This window comes from Lysinibacillus piscis (assembly GCF_026012395.1).
GTDB lineage: Bacteria > Bacillota > Bacilli > Bacillales_A > Planococcaceae > Lysinibacillus > Lysinibacillus piscis.
Map to the genome: position 1 here is coordinate 973,965 of NZ_BRZA01000001.1, position 16,722 is coordinate 990,686.

A 16,722-nucleotide genomic window follows, 5' to 3' on the forward strand; every position below is an offset into this window, starting at 1 on the left:
TTTTCAGCCACTAATTAATGTAAAAGTGCGAACATTTTTTGCTCCTGCATCTAGTAAAATGGTCGTGGCATGCTGTAATGTCGTACCTGTAGTTTTTATATCGTCAAATAACAAATAATCTTGATATTCCACTTGTCGACCTGCTATTAATCGAAATAGCGGGGCTACTTGTATGCGTTGCTCTCGATTTTTCGTGCTTTGGGTTTCAGTGGTTGTCTTTTCTAATAGCTGAATATAAGGAATACAAGCCGCTTTCAATAGCTCTTCTACATGTGAAAATGTTCGTTCTATTTGTTTAAGGGGATGCATGGGAATAGGAATAATGATGGCTCGCTCTTTGCGGAAATGTGCATGGATTTGCTGACGAAACACTTTAGCTAATGCAATATCTTGCAGAAATTTATATTGATGTAAGTATACCTTCATCGCTTCATTATATTTATAGATGGCAAACGCACATGAAGAATCTTCAAATTGAGCCATACATCGATCACAAATCGTGGGTGGAAATTGCTTTGTCAGCAGTATTCTCCAGGAAATAACAGCTTGAATACGCTGGGCACATAATAAACAATGTGTAATGTCCTTATTCATTCCGAAAAACCTTCCTTATTATATTTTATAATTTCAGCACGTGCTTCATCCATTTCCGCTGTTATGCCATGATGGAAAAATAAAATATCACCATCTGCAAAATCGACATGTCGCCCTACTCTTCCTGCTATTTGAATCAGTGCACTCGCTGTGAAAATAGCTGATTCCGCTCCAATTACCGCTACTTGTACATTCGCAATGGTAATACCTCTTTCTAAAATCGTTGTTGTTAGTAAGCCTTTGACCTCCCGCTGACGTAATTGTAATACTTTCTCCTTCCGTTCAGGATCTTCTGCATGCACAGCTACAATCGTTGATTCCATTGCTTGAAACAGTGGTTCAGCCACTAACATTAACTCAATTGTTGGAAAAAATAATAGGAATGGTCGTTGCTGAGCAAGTTGGTGCTCTACCCATTTTTTGAGCTTGCGTGGTATTTTTCCAGCTCGAAAACATTTTTCATAACGCCATAAAGCACTAAATTGTGGCACTGGCAATGGATGATTATGATAGCGTTTCGGGATAAAGGAACGTTGCACTGTTGGAAATTGTGACAGTAATTTTTGCGAAGGGGTTGCGGTAACAACTATAATTGGTGCTATGGCTGTTTTTGCTTTCTGCACTGCTTGTTGGAGGGTGTCATCAAATACATAAGGAAAAGCATCGGCTTCATCAACAATCATCACATCAAATGCTTGCTTAAATCGATAAAGTTGGTGAGTTGTGGCAATAATTAGTTGTGCATAGCCTTCTTGCTTTGGTGCATCTCCATATAAAGCATGGATCGTAGTTTGCGGGAATGTTCGTTGAAAGCGGGGAAATAATTCGAGAACGACATCTGTGCGAGGAGTTGCAATACAAATGCGTAAACCTTGACACAGAGCATAGTAAACTGTAGGGAACAATAGCTCTGTTTTTCCTGCGCCACAAACAGCTGTTATGATATGTGAACGTCGCTGTTTCACGCTAGCTAAAACTTCATCAGCTGCCTTCCTTTGGAGTAGTGTAAATTGCCCTGTCCAATGAAAAGTATGCTTTTTTTGCTTGATAAAGCGAGGACCTGCCCATATCATCAATTGTGTACAGCTACTTACCCTGCCCATTTTGATACAATGGCGACAGTAAACACACGTTTTTTGACATTTTGCACAATCAAATAAAATGAATTGGTGTCGATTTTGATTGTGACAGCGATTGCATTTTATAGAGGGGATTGTTTGAATACCAGGAAGTACTTGAACATAATGATGTTGCAAAGCTCGTTCTATATCCTGTTGAGCAAATGGTGAATGCTCCTTTAACCAAATACGCCCTTCATGAAAATCACGTAATGCTGGTGGTACAATCCAACTACGATAGTTCATTAGTCATCTCCTTTGTCTACTAAACAGCCCCTACCTTATCTACGTAGAGGCTGTTGTATTCTATTGAAAAAAGTTGCTATCAAAAACAAAATAAGCACTTTGAGCAAAGCAAGGGTTGATTTCCGTTCCGCCAGCGTCCTTTCCAGGGGGCGTCCGATGAGCCGCTTCACTCATAAGGAAGGAACAAAGGCTAAGAGCGTCACGTCCTGTGACAACGCCTTTATGACTAACATCGTGTTAGCCTCAGGGTCTCATCTGTGACGCACATCCCCTAGGAGTGACGCTAGCTCCACTCCACTCAACTATTCTGCAAAAGTGGGTATATTTACTTTTTTCTCTATTAATAGGCGTAAGTTAAATAATTTAACCTTACTCTATTTCGAAAAGGGTATTTATTTACTTTTTCCATTTAAAATAAAAAGAAATAGGGTCAGTAGTAATGACTGTTACTATTAGCAAAATGCTTGCTAAAAAGATTTCACTTTTGCAGATTCGAGTGGATGTTTACTTTGACTGTCGCAGGATAGCGAGACAGTCAATACCCTAAGATCAACATAATATTGGCTCAAAAACGTTGTCATAAGACGTGACACTTTTAGTCTTTATCCCTTCTGTTATGAAGGAAATGACTCATTGCTACTTTTGTTTTTCAACAAGTTAATGTTATTTTTTCGTCCACCCTAAGCCTACGGAACCTTCACCTAAATGTGTGCCTATAACCGGACCGAAGTAACTTAGTGTGAAGTCCACGTTAGGATAGGCTGTCGCTAACTGTTTGCGCCATTCCTCAGCTTCTTCCTCACAATTACCGTGAATCACGACTGCATCCAATGCCTCATAACGGTGTGCATCTTCCGCTAGTAAGTCTTCTACACGTTTTAAAGCCTTTTTACGTGTACGAATTTTTTCAAAAGGCACAATGACTTTATCAACAAAATGTAAAATCGGCTTTACTTGCAATAATCCACCGATTAGAGCTGCGGCTGCTGACAAACGCCCTCCACGTTGTAAATGGGCTAAATCATCTACAATAAAATAAGCACGAGTATATGGCTTCATATCCGCCAATGCTGCCATAATCTCCTGTGCACTATGACCTTGTGCAGCCATTTCTGCTGCACGTAAAACATAAAAACCTTGTACAGCACAGGATATTTCACTATCAAATGTGTAAACATCCAGTCCATCTACCATTTCACCAGCTTGTACTGCACCTTGGTATGTCCCACTAATACCGCTTGATAAATGAATGGCAATTACTGCATCATAATCCTTTGCTAAATCGCTAAACAAAGCAACAAATTCTCCAATTGGTGGTTGTGTTGTTTTTGGAAACTCTTTCGCTCCACGCACTTTATCATAAAATTCAGCTGCTGTAATATCCACTTCTTCTGCAAATAATTGCCCTGCAATATTCACACTTAACGGAATCATATGGATATTTAAACGTGCACGTTCCTCAGGTGTAATATAGGCTGTACTATCTGTTACAATTGCCGTTCTCATTCATGTCACACTCCCATAATCCATAGTTTACATGAAAAAGAAATGAATGTGAATATCATCATCCACATTCATTTCTTGATTAATTTGCTGTGCTTGATTGCGAATCATCGCCAATATAATAAACACTCGTTACTTTCCAGTTGTCATCTTCTTTGACAAAGACCGTTACTTGACGACCAGCACTTTCATGTTGTACTTTCGTCTCCAACTGTAATGAATTTGTGCTGATAGTAGCAAAAACTTGTGCTTCCTCTGGAGAATACTTTGTAATCGTTATGTTATCCACTTCTCGCTTCGTATCGAATTTCGTAAAGATATCTGCCACAAAGGCCTTCTCTTCTTCATATTGAAAGCCCTTTGGATTTTTAGCGATACTTTGCATATAACGGTCTACTTCTTCTGCATTTAATGCAGCAATATATTCTTCAAAAGCAGCGACAATAGCTTTTTCCTCATCAGCTGGTACATCTTTCGCTTTTTCGATTGTATCACCCATCATCTCAAAGCCTGCTGTACCTTCTTCTATTATTTTTTCTCTTTCTTGTGCATCTAAATCTTCTTTATTACTACAAGCAGTTAACAGAAATAAGACCATCACTGCCATCATATATTTTTTAAACATCTAAAACCCTCCCGCGCATATTGTAGCACAGAATTATCTTTGTCGAAACTTTCATGCTACACCCACCTTATGACGCCAAATAAATAAAAATGTTGCACGCAAAAACCACTTTTAATCTACCTTTTGTACAAGTAGATTAAAAGTGGCTTTCATTTGCTAGTGGTCTGCATTAACGAACTTCTACCCAGCCATTTTTAATTGCTGTCACAACTGCTTGTGTACGGTCATTAACATTCATTTTTTGTAAAATACTTGATACATGGTTTTTCACTGTTTTTTCCGAAATAAATAGTGTTTCGCCAATAGCACGGTTCGATTGGCCGTCTGTTAATAATTGCAATACTTCACATTCACGTTTTGTAAGTAAATGGAATGGACGACGAATTTCTGATTGATGGAAATTGCCTTTGTTTTCATGTTCAGAAAGACGACGGAATTCTGCTACTAAATTTTTTGTCACTTTCGGGTGTAAATAAGAGCCACCGTTCGCAACAACTTTAATCGCCTCTACAATTTCATCTGCATCCATTTCTTTTAACATATAGCCAAGTGCACCTGATTTTAATGCGTGTGTTACATATGTTTCATCATCATGAATCGATAGCATAATTACCTTCGCATCTGGGTACTCACCAATCAGTTCTGCTGTTGCATCCACACCATTTTTTCCTGGCATATTAATATCCATCAACACAACATCTGGTTGGTTTTCTGTATATAAAGAAACGATATCCGTTCCATCATCACCTTCTGCAATCACATCAAATGTATCTTCAAAATCTAAAATACGCTTTACGCCTTCACGGAATAATTGGTGATCATCCACAATAATAATTTTTGTCATAGTCATAGTCATTACCTCCTAAATTTCCATTCATTCAATCGTTAATGGGATTTTAAACACTACTGCTGTACCATTATTGATTTTACTATTAAGAGTCATTGTACCATTTAATATATCAATACGCTCTCGCATACCAATAATCCCAAATGAATGATCTTTCACAGTTTGTGGATCAAAGCCTTGTCCATCATCTTTCACGACAATATTGACAGCATCTTTTAACCACTCAAGCTTCACCCAAATATTTTTACATTTCCCGTGCTTCATTGCATTTGTTACACATTCTTGCACTAAGCGGAACATTGAAACTTCATAGTTCGACGGAATGCGTGTTTCTACACTTTTGGATTGGAAATGTACCTCAACTTCTGGATTATATTCTGTCACTGTTGATAAATATTTCTTTAAAGTTGGTACGATGCCTAAATCATCGAGAGCCATCGGACGCAAATCATAAATGATGCGTCGTACCTCTGATAATGCATTACGGACAATTCTTTTTAAATCAGCAATCTCTTTTAATGCATAATCTATCCCTTTTTCACGATACGTTCGTTCAATTAAATCGGTACGCATTAATACATTTGCTAACATTTGTGCAGGTCCATCATGAATTTCTCTTGATAATCGTTTCCGCTCTTCTTCCTGTGCTGCAATAATACGAATGCCAAAATCTTGCTTCACCTTCGCTTGTTCAAGTGCCAAGCCAACATTTTTTAAATCGGATGTTAAATAATTTAACACAACATTCACTTGATTGACAATTTGGTCAGCACGTTCAATCGTATCTAACAAAGCTCGTAATCTTCTCTCTAAATCATCTCGTTTATCACGTAATTGTTTTTCTTCTGACCGGATAATAGAGAGCTTTGTTTGAAAATCATGCGCTGTTTCATATGCGTGTCTTACTTGTTCTTCTGTATAATTATTAAAAGCCTCACTGACCTTAGCTAATCTTTGTTTAGCAAGCTGTGTACTTTTTTCAAGTGCATCACTTTCAAGGATAACGGTTGTGATTTGTTTACGAACAGTTTCTAACTCTTTTTGCATCTCTTCAAAGCTTCGTCTACTTTGTTCGCTTATAATAAAAATATCATCTTTTGAACTCATAATTGTTTCTACCATTTGATTGAATATATCGTCAAGTGATTTTAAATCAAAAGTATCATTTGCAAACATTATGTACTCCCCAGTCTAATGTCATATAGTTGTTTGCTTTTTTTAAAGACTAATTTCATATATGCTATAGTCTACACCTATTATAGCATTACAATGATAAAATTTAATGCTTTTTCTTTATGAAAATTATAGAAGTCACGCTACTATTTTAAAGGAGAATAGAAATATGAGAGAAAATTATTTAACGGTCAAAGGATATGGAGAAAGTGAAATTGTTATTTCAAAGTCTCGCTTCCTCACTTATATAGAACGTGCAGAAACGGAAGAGGATGCACTTCTCTTTATAGAACGTATAAAAAAGACACACCATCATGCAACACATAATTGCTCTGCCTATTTAATCGGTGAACATGACCATATTCAAAAAGCGAATGATGATGGGGAACCTAGTGGTACAGCTGGCGTCCCTATGTTAGAAGTACTTAAAAAACAAGGCTTAAAAGACACAGTCGTTGTTGTAACACGCTATTTTGGAGGCATTAAACTTGGGGGCGGCGGTCTTATTCGTGCATATGGCAAAGCAACGACAGAAGGCTTACTTGCAGCACAAATTGTCGAACGAAAGTTGCATCACATGATGAAAGTGTCGATTGATTACACATGGCTAGGAAAAGTCGAAAATGAAATTCGTAGCTCTACTTATACTATAGAAGAAATTCGTTATTTAGAAGGTGTCGATATTATTGTCCCTGTTCCAAAAGAGCAAGAATCAGCTTTCCATAATTGGCTAACAGAAATGACAAATGGACAAGCCATCATCACATTTGAAGATGCACGATTTATCGAATTTCTTGTAGAGGAATAGTTTTCATTGTCGAGAGTCTAGTATCCATAGTATAATTCTAATATTGAGCTATTTTTGACTAATCTCAATAATGCCTGAATTTAGAGGAGAATCTATTAAACAATGACAAAAAGATCAAATTCTAAAGAAAAAAAGAAGCCTTCTAAAGTTTCTCTTATTATAAAAATTACTTTGTTACTTGTCGCTAGCTCACTTATTTGTGTAACAGCTTATGGTGTTTATTTGACTAAGCAAGCTGAACAAGCTGCTAACACTGCACATGAAGTATTAGAGGGACGAGAAACATCCCCTCGCCGTGTAGAAAAAATTGAACCTGTCCAAGACAATGTTTCCATTTTATTCGTCGGTGTAGATGATAGTGCAAGCCGTGGACAAGGCTCAGAAAATTCCCGTTCAGATGCTTTAATTTTAGCAACATTAAACAATCAAACAAAGACGATTAAAATGCTAAGCATTCCACGTGATTCTTATGTGTACATCCCACAAGTAGGATATAAAGATAAAATTACACATGCTCATGCTTATGGTGGAACATTAGCAACACTTGAAACAGTTGAAGACTTATTTGATGTGCCAATTGATTATTATGTACGTATGAATTTCAATGCCTTTATCGATGTTGTCAATGCTCTAGGTGGTATTGAAGCTGAAGTCCCTTATGCATTGCATGAAAAAGATGAATTCGATCGTAATACAGTCAATTTACAGCCTGGTTTACAACATTTAAATGGCAGTCAGGCACTTGCACTTGCTAGAACACGAAAACAAGATAACGATATCGAGCGTGGTAAACGTCAACAAGAAATTTTAACAGCGATTATTAATAAGGTTTCTTCTGTTGGCTCTATTACAAAGTATGATGATGTTATCCGAGCAATTGGTGATAATATGAAAACGAATATGACGTTTGATGAAATGAAATCATTTTTATCGTATGTCACACAAGGCATGCCACGTATTGACTCACTAACATTAGAAGGTGCAGATGATATGTCCACAGGTGTCTATTATTATCAACTCAACCAACAATCCGTCGATACAGTTAGTGAAATCTTAAGAAACCATTTAGATGTCAATGAAACACCTACTAGTTTAACAAATAACTCACTAACACCAACAAATGATGAGTCTGCCTCTTCTGAATAATATTAAAAGGTCCAAATTCACTTCTATTCCGTGAATTTGGACCTTTTTAATTTTCACATTGTATGCCAAAATAAAAAAGCAATCATCCCTATTGTATGAGATGATTGCCTATATCGTTTATTTATTAAATATCCGCACAAAATTTAATAATGGTTTGTAATTCTTCCCTGCTAGACCGATAATTTCTACGAATATTTCAATCGCTGTTAAAATTACGGCAATTAATAAGATAGCACCCCATACTTTTGCCATTGAGAAAATAACCGCTGCTAATCCAAACATCATCGCAATCGCATAAATAATTAATACCGTTTGACGATGTGTGAACCCCATATCAAGCAAACGGTGATGCAAATGAGATTTATCTGGATCAGACCATTTTTGCTTCATACGTACACGACGTACAATAGCAAAGAATGTATCAGAAATTGGTACACCTAACATAATAACAGGAATAATGAATGATACTACTGTAATATTTTTAAAACCGAGTAAAGCAAGCACTGAAATCATAAAGCCTAAAAATAAGGCTCCTGTATCACCCATAAAAATTTTCGCTGGATGGAAATTGTAAAATAAAAAGCCGATTGTTGCCACCGCTAAAATGGCTGCTACAGGTAATACAAACATATTGCCCATACTAAAGGCCATGACTGACAATGTAAGCAATGCAATAGAAGAAACACCTGCTGCTAAACCGTCTAAACCATCAATTAAATTAATGGCATTTGTAATACCTACAATCCATAAAATTGTTAACGGTATACTTAGTAAACCAAAATTCAATTCACCAACGAATGGCAAGTTAATCACTTCAATTTGAATGCCACCAACAAAAACAACAATAAGCGCTGCTATCAGTTGACCAAGCATTTTCGCTTTAGCAGAAATTTCACGCATATCATCGATAACACCTGTTGCGACAATAATACATGCACCAAGCACAATGGCTAATAAATAAGGGCCACCACTACCATCTGTAAACACATTGATTAAAAATGGCGACGATATGGCTATACCTATTAAAAAAGCGAGAAAAATAGCTAATCCGCCAAGTCTTGGCATAATGCGTGCATGTACTTTTCGATAATTTGGTGCATCTACTGCGCCTATCCGAAAAGCTAATTTTTTCACCAGTGGAGTTAATAATATGGAAGCAACAAATGCTGCTAGTAAAGACACGTAAAGCATGTCTCTCCTCCTCAAAAAATAATCTACATCTAATCCTCATTTAATTATAGCATGAACAAGCAATGAAATATACTTTTTCTATTTATTTTCCATCATTTTTTATCTATTATGCCTCATTTTCAATGATACATGTCAAGTGTTGCTGTCGCTACGTTGCACTCACGCTTTCGCACAGAAAACATTTGTTGCTGTCGCTACGTTGCACTCACGCTTTCGCACAGTTTAAACACGTGTGGTCACCATTCGTAAAATTTGATAGAATAATGAAGTGTCTAACAGTAGACAACTTAAAAGGAGCGTATATTTCATGTTCTCAATTTTTAAACGTAATACAGAGCAAACGAGTGCTCGTCAATTAAAGCGCTACTATAAGATAGTAGAACAAATCAACAGTCTTGAAGAACAATATGTCAACAAGTCAGATGCAGAATTGCAAGAAATGACTTTTATTTTCAAGAAACGTTTAGAGCAAGGCGAACCCATTACAGCAATCATCCCAGATGCTTTTGCGGTTGTGCGTGAAGCTTCAAAACGTGTATTAGGCATGCGTCACTTTGATGTACAGCTTATCGGTGGACTTGTTTTAACAGAAGGCAATATTGCTGAAATGCCGACGGGTGAAGGAAAAACGCTTGTAGCTTCACTTCCTTCTTATGTTCGTGCATTAGAAGGCAAAGGTGTACATGTTATTACAGTCAATGACTATTTAGCAAAACGTGACTACGAATTAGTTGGACAAATTCATCGTTTCTTAGGCTTAACAGTTGGCTTAAATATACCAATGATGGAGTCTAACGCAAAGCAAGAAGCGTATAATGCTGACATCACATATGGTGTTGGAACAGAGTTTGGTTTTGACTATTTACGCGACAATATGGCACATAGCTTAGCTGATAAGGTACAGCGTCCATATCATTTTGCCATTATTGATGAAGTGGATAGTGTCCTAATTGATGAAGCAAAAACACCACTTATCATCGCAGGAAAAATGCCTGCAAATGATGAGCTTCACCGTATTGCAGCAATGTTGGCAAAACGCTTTAAAGCAGAAGAAGACTATGACTTCGATGATGAGACAAAAGCTACTTCTTTAACAGAAAAAGGAATTGAAAAAGTAGAGGCTGCCTTCAATGTCGACAATCTATATGATCTTGAGCACCAAACACTTTATCATTATGTCATTCAAGCTGTACGTGCACATGTAATGTTTGCACGCGATGTAGATTACATCATTAAAGATGATAAAATTGAGCTTGTTGATATGTTCACTGGCCGTATTTTAGAAGGTCGCTCATTATCTGATGGTTTACATCAAGCGATTGAAGCTAAAGAAGGTGTAACAATTACTGAAGAAAATAAAGCACAAGCACAAATTACAATTCAAAACTATTTCCGTATGTATCCAAAGCTTTCTGGGATGACGGGTACAGCGAAAACACAGGAAAAAGAAATTCGTGAAGTCTATGGCATGGAAGTTGTGCAAATTCCAACAAACCGTCCACGTCTACGTGTAGACCAAGCTGACCTTATTTTTAGTACACAAGAGGCTAAATATAAACATGTTGCGGCAGAAGCAAAACGTCGTCATGAAACAGGACAGCCTATCTTAATTGGAACAACTTCCATCTTACAATCAGAAACAGTCGCTGATTATTTGAAAAAAGAAGGATTAAAGTTCCAACTATTGAATGCGAAAACGGTTGAACAAGAGGTAGAACTCATCTCTGAAGCAGGACAAAAAGGACGTATTACAGTTGCTACAAACATGGCGGGTCGTGGAACAGATATTATGCTAGGTGAAGGTGTCGCTGAGCTTGGTGGTCTATTTGTTATCGGAACAGAAAAACATGAAAGCCGTCGTGTTGATAATCAATTACGTGGACGTTCTGGACGCCAGGGCGATGTTGGGGAAAGCCGCTTCATCCTTTCTATTGAAGATGATATGTTCCGCCGCTACGCAAAAGAAGATGTAGAGAAATTTTCATCTAAAATGGTCGTAGATAAGCAAGGCATCATTCAAAATAAGGATGTGCAAGAGCTAATTGACCGCACACAACGCATTGTAGAAGGCTCACAATACGGTATGCGTGAATACAATCTCAAATTAGATGATGTTATCAATGATCAACGTACTGTTATTTATGGCATGCGTGATAAAATTTTAGCAGGTGAAGATTTATTAGGACAATTAAAGCAAATGTTCTATGAAACAGTAGATTTTGCTGTACGCGATGCTGCCCCAGAAGAGCTTCCTTCTGTAGAGTGGGACTATGATAGTATGGAAAAAACATTAAACAGTCTATTCATACACCCTGTTACCATCGATCGCGAAGTCGGCAAAGTGATTCCTATTTTAGATTCTTTACAAGCACCTGTAGACGAATTGACTGCACAAATGGAAAAATTCGCAGATAACGAACGTGTCATGGCTGTCATTCCTCAAGTGATGCTTAGCTACTTGGATAGTGGTTGGGTGAAACATTTAGAAGCAATGGCCCATTTAAAAGAAGGTATTGGACTGCGTCACTACCAGCAAGAAGATCCAATGCGTATTTATCAGCGTGAAGGCTTAGAATTATTCGGGAAAAACTTCCAAGAGTTACGTCGTTCAATTATTAGTGAGATTACAGGCTTTATGAAAATCGTAGAAGCTGAACAGGGGGAACTATAATCATGGGTTTATTTTCATTCTTTAAAAAAACAGATACAGTCGGGAAAGAAAGTACTGTTAGCTCAAAAGATGTTTTAACAAATATGAGTGTTGATGAAACAGATGCTGAGCGTGATGTCATCACAAAGCTATCCTTCCATCCAGAATGGGAAGTACCGCAAGAGCAAAAATATATTTTTAACTTTTTAGCTAATGAATTAGAGCCATTAAAACCAAACCAATTATCACTGTCTTCGATCAGCATTGATGAAGATATGCGTACTGGTAAATGGCTTGTACGTGCGTTCTTCCGTTCTTCTTTACCAGAAGAAATTGAGCTTGGTGACATCGAACTATTCATTATTGATAAAGATGAAAAACTGGTTGCTTCCAAACGATTCGATTTTAAAACACTTGGCACAATTCCAGCAGAAAGTGCTCGCCCATGGGTATTTGAATTTGACCAAGCGAGTCGTCAAGTCACAGAAGTGCCCGAGGAAGGATGGAAGCTTGCCTTCAATTTAGTTTCCTTACGTGACCATCAATTAGAGTTAGATGCAACATGGGAAGAGCAACTACCAGCAGAGCAAAAAGAAGAATTAGCACGCATCGTGAAAGATTTGCCAAAGCTTGGTGAAACAGAGGTCAACTTTACTGGTTTACAAGCTAAATTTTCAAATGATGGTAGCTTAAATGTATCAATCTTTATTCGTAATGGACATAATAAAGCGATTAATCTTGAACAGCTACCATTGGAAATCATTGATGCAAGAGGTATACAAATTGCAAAGGGCTCTTTCAAAATGGACCCAATCCTAACCGTACAGCCTAATTCCACAAAACCGTGGACATTTATTTTCCCAGCAAAGTTAGTAAATCCAAAAGGGGCTGACCTTTCTCGCTGGACAGCACGTGTAACACAAGCTTCAATATAATTTTTCATGTAAAAGGGCTATTCAGAATACATCTTCTGAATAGCCCTCTTCAAGCTATTTAATAATATCGAATCGCTTATAGCCAACTAATCTTGTTGACCAATAGGAATTGGTCACATCTGATACTTCAACACCATTTGTGCCTGCATGAACAAATTTAGTGCCACCAAGATAAATGCCCATGTGTGAAATACCTTCTTTATATGTGTTTTCAAAAAATACCAAATCCCCTGCTACCGGATTTTTCACTTGTACGGTACTGCCAAAATAATAGCCTTCACTACTATCCCTCGCAATTTTCAAACCACTTTGATTAAATGTATAGAAAATTAAACCACTACAATCAAGACCTTCTACCGTATTTCCACCAAACACATATGGTATACCAACTAATGTGTTCGCAAGTTCTATTGCCTTTTTATAAATAGTTTGACTATTTGTTGTAGGAGCATTCACGAGAATAGTAGTGTCTGTTGATGGGCTTGGTGTAACCACTTTATGTACACTTTCTTCTTCAGGTATTAATGCCACTGGTGAAACTGCCAACACTTGTCCAATATAAATGGTGTCTTTTTGCAACTTATTCCACTCTTTAATATCTTTCAATGCTACATTGTATTGCTTAGCTATATTGGATAATGTATCTCCTTTTGCAACCGTATGTGAAACAACAATCGGTTTTGCTGGTGTTAAAATATCCAATTTTTGCGCAACGAAAATAGTATCTTCTACTAGATTGTTCCATGCTTTAATATCTTGTATCGATACTTGATGACGTTGTGCTACTTTTGTTAATGTATCACCTTTTTGTACAACATATGTTGCTGCTTCTGCTGTTGGAATCGTTAGAAAAATAGTAGATACGATTCCTAAAGTAACAGCGCTTAGTTTTTTGGATATTTTCATAACTATCCTCCGTTTCACAAAATGATTACCTTATAAGTATCATACTAGATATTTAGTCATTAGAACACGGAAATACTAACTATATTCAACTATTCTATTTAGCCTATTTTACTTTGCAAAAATTCCCTCTTTATGCTATTATACATTTTTGCAGTTGAAATTTTTTGAAAGTTTTGCTTTTAAGATAGTAGGAGGTTATTGTGAGAAGTTTCATGCTTTTTATGAAAGAAAATTTATCAGTGGGCTTATTATTATTTGCACTCTTTTTAGGTGCTGGTAATATTATCTTCCCACCATTATTGGGACAGCAAGCGGGAGAAAATATTGCTGTTGCCATGTTAGGCTTTTTAGCAACTGGGGTAGGTCTACCATTGCTCGCCATTGTGGCTGTCGCTAAAGCAGGTGGCGATTTACAAGTGTTGGCTAATCGTGTTAACCCTGTATTTGGTGTTATGTTCACCTCCATTGTTTATTTAGCAATCGGTCCCTTTTTCGCAATGCCACGTACAGGTTCGGTTTCTTATGAAATTGGTATTGCACCGCTACTTCCCGAAGGATTCACTCATCACAGTGTCTCACTTTTTATCACATCTGTTCTATTTTTTGCATTCATTCTCTATTTATCACTCAATCCTTCCAAATTAGTTGATCGAATTGGGAAAATTTTAACACCTGCCTTATTGATTGTGATTTTACTATTAGCTATTAAAAGCTTTATAACACCAATGGGACAGGCACAACAAGCGGTAGGTAGTTATGTTATCTCTCCCTTTGCAGAAGGATTTGTACAAGGCTATTTAACAATGGATGTCTTAGGTGCACTCGTCTTTGGGATTGTTATCTTACAGGCTTTAAAGGATAAAGGGATGACGAATACGAAGCAGCAAATTAATACGACTATTTTTGCTGGTGTTATTGCTGCGATTGGTCTAGCATTTGTCTACATATCACTTAGTTATATTGGCAATACAAGTGTTGAATCCATTGGTACATTTGATAATGGTGGTAGTATTATCGCTCAATCTGTGAAAGTACTATTTGGCCATTTTGGCAGTATCATTTTAGCGATTATTATTTTATTGGCCTGTATTTCTACAGCTGTCGGTTTACTTACAGCCAACGCTCAATATTTTCATCGTTTATTGCCGAAAATTCCTTATAAAGTATTTCTGTACATTTTCACCTTCTTTAGTTTAGCCATTACGAATGTTGGGTTAACGAAAATTACAAATGCCTCCTTACCTGTGCTACTTGTTATTTATCCATTAGCTATCGTCCTGATGTTGCTCTCACTTTTAGATCATTTCTTTAAAGGTGGCGCAATTGTTTATATTTCTGCTTTAATTCCAACATTTTTTGTTAGCCTTTATGATGGCTTTAAAGAAGTAGCTATCACGCTCCCTTTTTATGAAAGGATGTTGAAAGCATTTCCTTTCTATGAACAAAACTTAGGTTGGCTTATTCCTGCAAGCATCGGTGCAATGATTGGCTATATTATTTATCTTAGTAAAAGACCTTAATGTGGAAATTCATGTATAATGAAAGTACCCTAAAAAAGAGGTGACATATGAGAAAACAATTATGGTCTTTTATCTTTGCTGTTAGTTTTATCTTTTTAATAGTCGGGCATGTCTCAGCCGCAAACAATGACCAACAGCTCGTACAAGAAATTAAAACGCTTGTTACAGAAAATTATGTTGGTACTGTCAATGGCAACCTAAAAAATGCTCAAACAATTCCTGAAATCATTGCCATGTTAGACCCCTACTCTGTGTATTTTACTAAACAGGAATTTGAAGCATTTATGAATAGCATCAATCAAACAGCTATTGGTATCGGTGTTGTTATTGAAGAGCATGAGGATGGCATTCATATTTTACAAGTTATTGAAGACGGTGGTGCTGCAAAGGCTGGCATTCAAGCTGGCGACATTATTGTGTCTATCAATGGACAAAATATTGTGGGCAGCTCTACTCAGGAAGTTTCCTCCTTATTAGTTGGTGATGAGGGTACACAGGTAGACATCACACTTCACCAAGAAAATGGGCAAACTGTAACAAAGAAAGTGACACGTAAGAAATTTTCATTACCAAATGTAGAATCGGAGCTATTATTTGGAGATGTTGGCTATATTGCAATGTCTTCCTTCTCAGAAGATGGTGGAAAGCTTGTTAAAAAAGCTTTAACACAATTAAAACAGCGTGGTGCAACTTCTTTTATTTTAGATTTGCAAAACAATGGTGGTGGTTATGTAGCTGTAGCTGAGGAGCTTGCAGGCTTGTTCCCAAAAGCTAAAATTGCTTATTTATTAGAAGAAGCACATACCTCACATGAAGTGCGAGCAATCAATCAAACAGAAAAATTTGCAGCTGACACACGTATTCTTGTGAATCGTTATAGTGCAAGTGCCTCTGAAATGTTAGCGGCTTCCTTACAGGATCAGCAATCAGCTATTTTATATGGAGAAACAACCTATGGTAAAGGTGTGATGCAGGGTTTCTTTGAATTACATGATGGCAGTTATTTAAAGCTGACAGTCGGTAAATTTACAGGCCCTTCTGGTAAAGAAATTAATGGCAGAGGCGTTCAACCTACTATTGAAACAGCAGCACCTCTTGCTCAAGCACACTACGATATTTTAAAAACACACTACAAAGATTATAAAGAGCTAGCAAGTCTTAAAAATGTACCAACGAACAAAACATTTACAGTGAAATTTTCACAAACACTTGCGAAAACGCTGAAAGAAAGCAGCGTACAACTCGTAGCATTGGGCAATCAACCAATTCCAATTACAACGAAAGTAGATGGCAAATCATTAAGTATTACACCAGCCAAGCCATTAATTGCTGGACAAGATTATATGCTCATCGTCCATCCTCAAAGTCAAAAAAATTCAAAAACAGGTGTTTATTTGTATATCACAGTAAAAAAATAACAAACCAAAAGGGTATCATAGACAACAAGCTATGATACCCTT

Annotated in this window: 14 protein-coding genes; 6 read left to right on the forward strand and 8 right to left on the reverse strand. The window is 37.0% G+C overall.

The window, feature by feature from the left end:
- Nucleotides 1–3 precede the first annotated feature (3 nt).
- The 6 genes from OPF91_RS04820 to OPF91_RS04845 form a co-directional block, all read right to left on the reverse strand.
- A complete protein-coding gene (locus tag OPF91_RS04820; protein WP_264987552.1) occupies nt 4–594 on the reverse strand; it encodes a ComF family protein in 591 nt (196 codons plus the stop codon).
- Nucleotides 591–1,958 (reverse strand): ATP-dependent helicase ComFA, encoded by a 1,368-nt coding sequence (locus tag OPF91_RS04825; protein WP_264987553.1) that lies wholly within the window; start codon nt 1,956–1,958, stop codon nt 591–593. The genes OPF91_RS04820 and OPF91_RS04825 overlap by 4 nt, the downstream gene beginning before the upstream one ends.
- Nucleotides 1,959–2,621: 663 nt before the next feature.
- Nucleotides 2,622–3,464, reverse strand: coding sequence for a DegV family protein (gene fakB, locus OPF91_RS04830; RefSeq protein WP_264987554.1), 843 nt, complete (start codon nt 3,462–3,464; stop codon nt 2,622–2,624).
- Between the two features lie 79 nt (nt 3,465–3,543).
- The gene (locus tag OPF91_RS04835; RefSeq protein ID WP_264987555.1) at nt 3,544–4,086 is read right to left on the reverse strand and encodes a DUF3225 domain-containing protein; all 543 of its coding nucleotides are present in this window, start codon (nt 4,084–4,086) and stop codon (nt 3,544–3,546) included.
- A 169-nt stretch (nt 4,087–4,255) separates the two neighbouring features.
- Nucleotides 4,256–4,930 carry a response regulator gene (locus tag OPF91_RS04840; RefSeq protein ID WP_309297415.1) on the reverse strand — a complete coding sequence of 225 codons (675 nt, stop codon included), beginning with the start codon at nt 4,928–4,930 and terminating at the stop codon, nt 4,256–4,258.
- A gap of 30 nt (nt 4,931–4,960) precedes the next feature.
- Nucleotides 4,961–6,109 carry a sensor histidine kinase gene (locus tag OPF91_RS04845; RefSeq protein ID WP_264987557.1) on the reverse strand — a complete coding sequence of 383 codons (1,149 nt, stop codon included), beginning with the start codon at nt 6,107–6,109 and terminating at the stop codon, nt 4,961–4,963.
- 166 nt (nt 6,110–6,275) lie between these two features.
- On the opposite strand from OPF91_RS04845, the gene OPF91_RS04850 reads away from it, so the two are divergent.
- Complete coding sequence (locus OPF91_RS04850) at nt 6,276–6,914, forward strand: YigZ family protein (RefSeq protein ID WP_264987558.1); 639 nt, start codon at nt 6,276–6,278, stop codon at nt 6,912–6,914.
- Nucleotides 6,915–7,016: 102 nt separating this feature from the next.
- The gene (locus tag OPF91_RS04855) at nt 7,017–8,060 is read left to right on the forward strand and encodes an LCP family protein (protein ID WP_264987559.1); all 1,044 of its coding nucleotides are present in this window, start codon (nt 7,017–7,019) and stop codon (nt 8,058–8,060) included.
- Nucleotides 8,061–8,177: 117 nt separating this feature from the next.
- Here the strand turns inward: OPF91_RS04855 and OPF91_RS04860 are convergent, their stop codons facing one another.
- On the reverse strand, nt 8,178–9,251 hold the full coding sequence (locus tag OPF91_RS04860; RefSeq protein ID WP_264987560.1) for a glycosyltransferase family 4 protein: 1,074 nt from the start codon (nt 9,249–9,251) through the stop codon (nt 8,178–8,180).
- 307 nt (nt 9,252–9,558) lie between these two features.
- On the opposite strand from OPF91_RS04860, the gene secA2 reads away from it, so the two are divergent.
- Both secA2 and OPF91_RS04870 read left to right on the forward strand, forming a co-directional pair.
- On the forward strand, nt 9,559–11,922 hold the full coding sequence (gene secA2 / locus OPF91_RS04865) for an accessory Sec system translocase SecA2 (RefSeq protein ID WP_264987561.1): 2,364 nt from the start codon (nt 9,559–9,561) through the stop codon (nt 11,920–11,922).
- 2 nt (nt 11,923–11,924) lie between these two features.
- The gene (locus tag OPF91_RS04870) at nt 11,925–12,836 is read left to right on the forward strand and encodes an accessory Sec system S-layer assembly protein (RefSeq protein ID WP_264987562.1); all 912 of its coding nucleotides are present in this window, start codon (nt 11,925–11,927) and stop codon (nt 12,834–12,836) included.
- Between the two features lie 54 nt (nt 12,837–12,890).
- On the opposite strand, the gene OPF91_RS04875 is transcribed toward OPF91_RS04870, so the two are convergent.
- A complete protein-coding gene (locus tag OPF91_RS04875) occupies nt 12,891–13,742 on the reverse strand; it encodes a C40 family peptidase (RefSeq protein ID WP_264987563.1) in 852 nt (283 codons plus the stop codon).
- A gap of 212 nt (nt 13,743–13,954) precedes the next feature.
- On the opposite strand from OPF91_RS04875, the gene brnQ reads away from it, so the two are divergent.
- Together brnQ and OPF91_RS04885 are read left to right on the forward strand one after the other, a co-directional pair.
- Nucleotides 13,955–15,262, forward strand: a complete 1,308-nt coding sequence (gene brnQ / locus OPF91_RS04880; protein WP_444980431.1) for a branched-chain amino acid transport system II carrier protein — start codon at nt 13,955–13,957, stop codon at nt 15,260–15,262.
- A gap of 47 nt (nt 15,263–15,309) precedes the next feature.
- A complete protein-coding gene (locus OPF91_RS04885; protein ID WP_264987565.1) occupies nt 15,310–16,680 on the forward strand; it encodes a S41 family peptidase in 1,371 nt (456 codons plus the stop codon).
- Nucleotides 16,681–16,722 lie beyond the last annotated feature (42 nt).

Excerpts from the sequence above, each read along its gene's own strand:
- OPF91_RS04820 (WP_264987552.1), bottom strand. The coding sequence starts at position 594 with ATGAATAAGGACATTACACATTGTTTATTATGTGCCCAGCGTATTCAA.
- OPF91_RS04825 (WP_264987553.1), bottom strand. The coding sequence starts at position 1,958 with ATGAACTATCGTAGTTGGATTGTACCACCAGCATTACGTGATTTTCAT.
- fakB (WP_264987554.1), bottom strand. The coding sequence starts at position 3,464 with ATGAGAACGGCAATTGTAACAGATAGTACAGCCTATATTACACCTGAG.
- OPF91_RS04835 (WP_264987555.1), bottom strand. The coding sequence starts at position 4,086 with ATGTTTAAAAAATATATGATGGCAGTGATGGTCTTATTTCTGTTAACT.
- OPF91_RS04840 (WP_309297415.1), bottom strand. The coding sequence starts at position 4,930 with ATGACAAAAATTATTATTGTGGATGATCACCAATTATTCCGTGAAGGC.
- OPF91_RS04845 (WP_264987557.1), bottom strand. The coding sequence starts at position 6,109 with ATGTTTGCAAATGATACTTTTGATTTAAAATCACTTGACGATATATTC.
- OPF91_RS04850 (WP_264987558.1), top strand. The coding sequence starts at position 6,276 with ATGAGAGAAAATTATTTAACGGTCAAAGGATATGGAGAAAGTGAAATT.
- OPF91_RS04855 (WP_264987559.1), top strand. The coding sequence starts at position 7,017 with ATGACAAAAAGATCAAATTCTAAAGAAAAAAAGAAGCCTTCTAAAGTT.
- OPF91_RS04860 (WP_264987560.1), bottom strand. The coding sequence starts at position 9,251 with ATGCTTTACGTGTCTTTACTAGCAGCATTTGTTGCTTCCATATTATTA.
- secA2 (WP_264987561.1), top strand. The coding sequence starts at position 9,559 with ATGTTCTCAATTTTTAAACGTAATACAGAGCAAACGAGTGCTCGTCAA.
- OPF91_RS04870 (WP_264987562.1), top strand. The coding sequence starts at position 11,925 with ATGGGTTTATTTTCATTCTTTAAAAAAACAGATACAGTCGGGAAAGAA.
- OPF91_RS04875 (WP_264987563.1), bottom strand. The coding sequence starts at position 13,742 with ATGAAAATATCCAAAAAACTAAGCGCTGTTACTTTAGGAATCGTATCT.
- brnQ (WP_444980431.1), top strand. The coding sequence starts at position 13,955 with ATGCTTTTTATGAAAGAAAATTTATCAGTGGGCTTATTATTATTTGCA.
- OPF91_RS04885 (WP_264987565.1), top strand. The coding sequence starts at position 15,310 with ATGAGAAAACAATTATGGTCTTTTATCTTTGCTGTTAGTTTTATCTTT.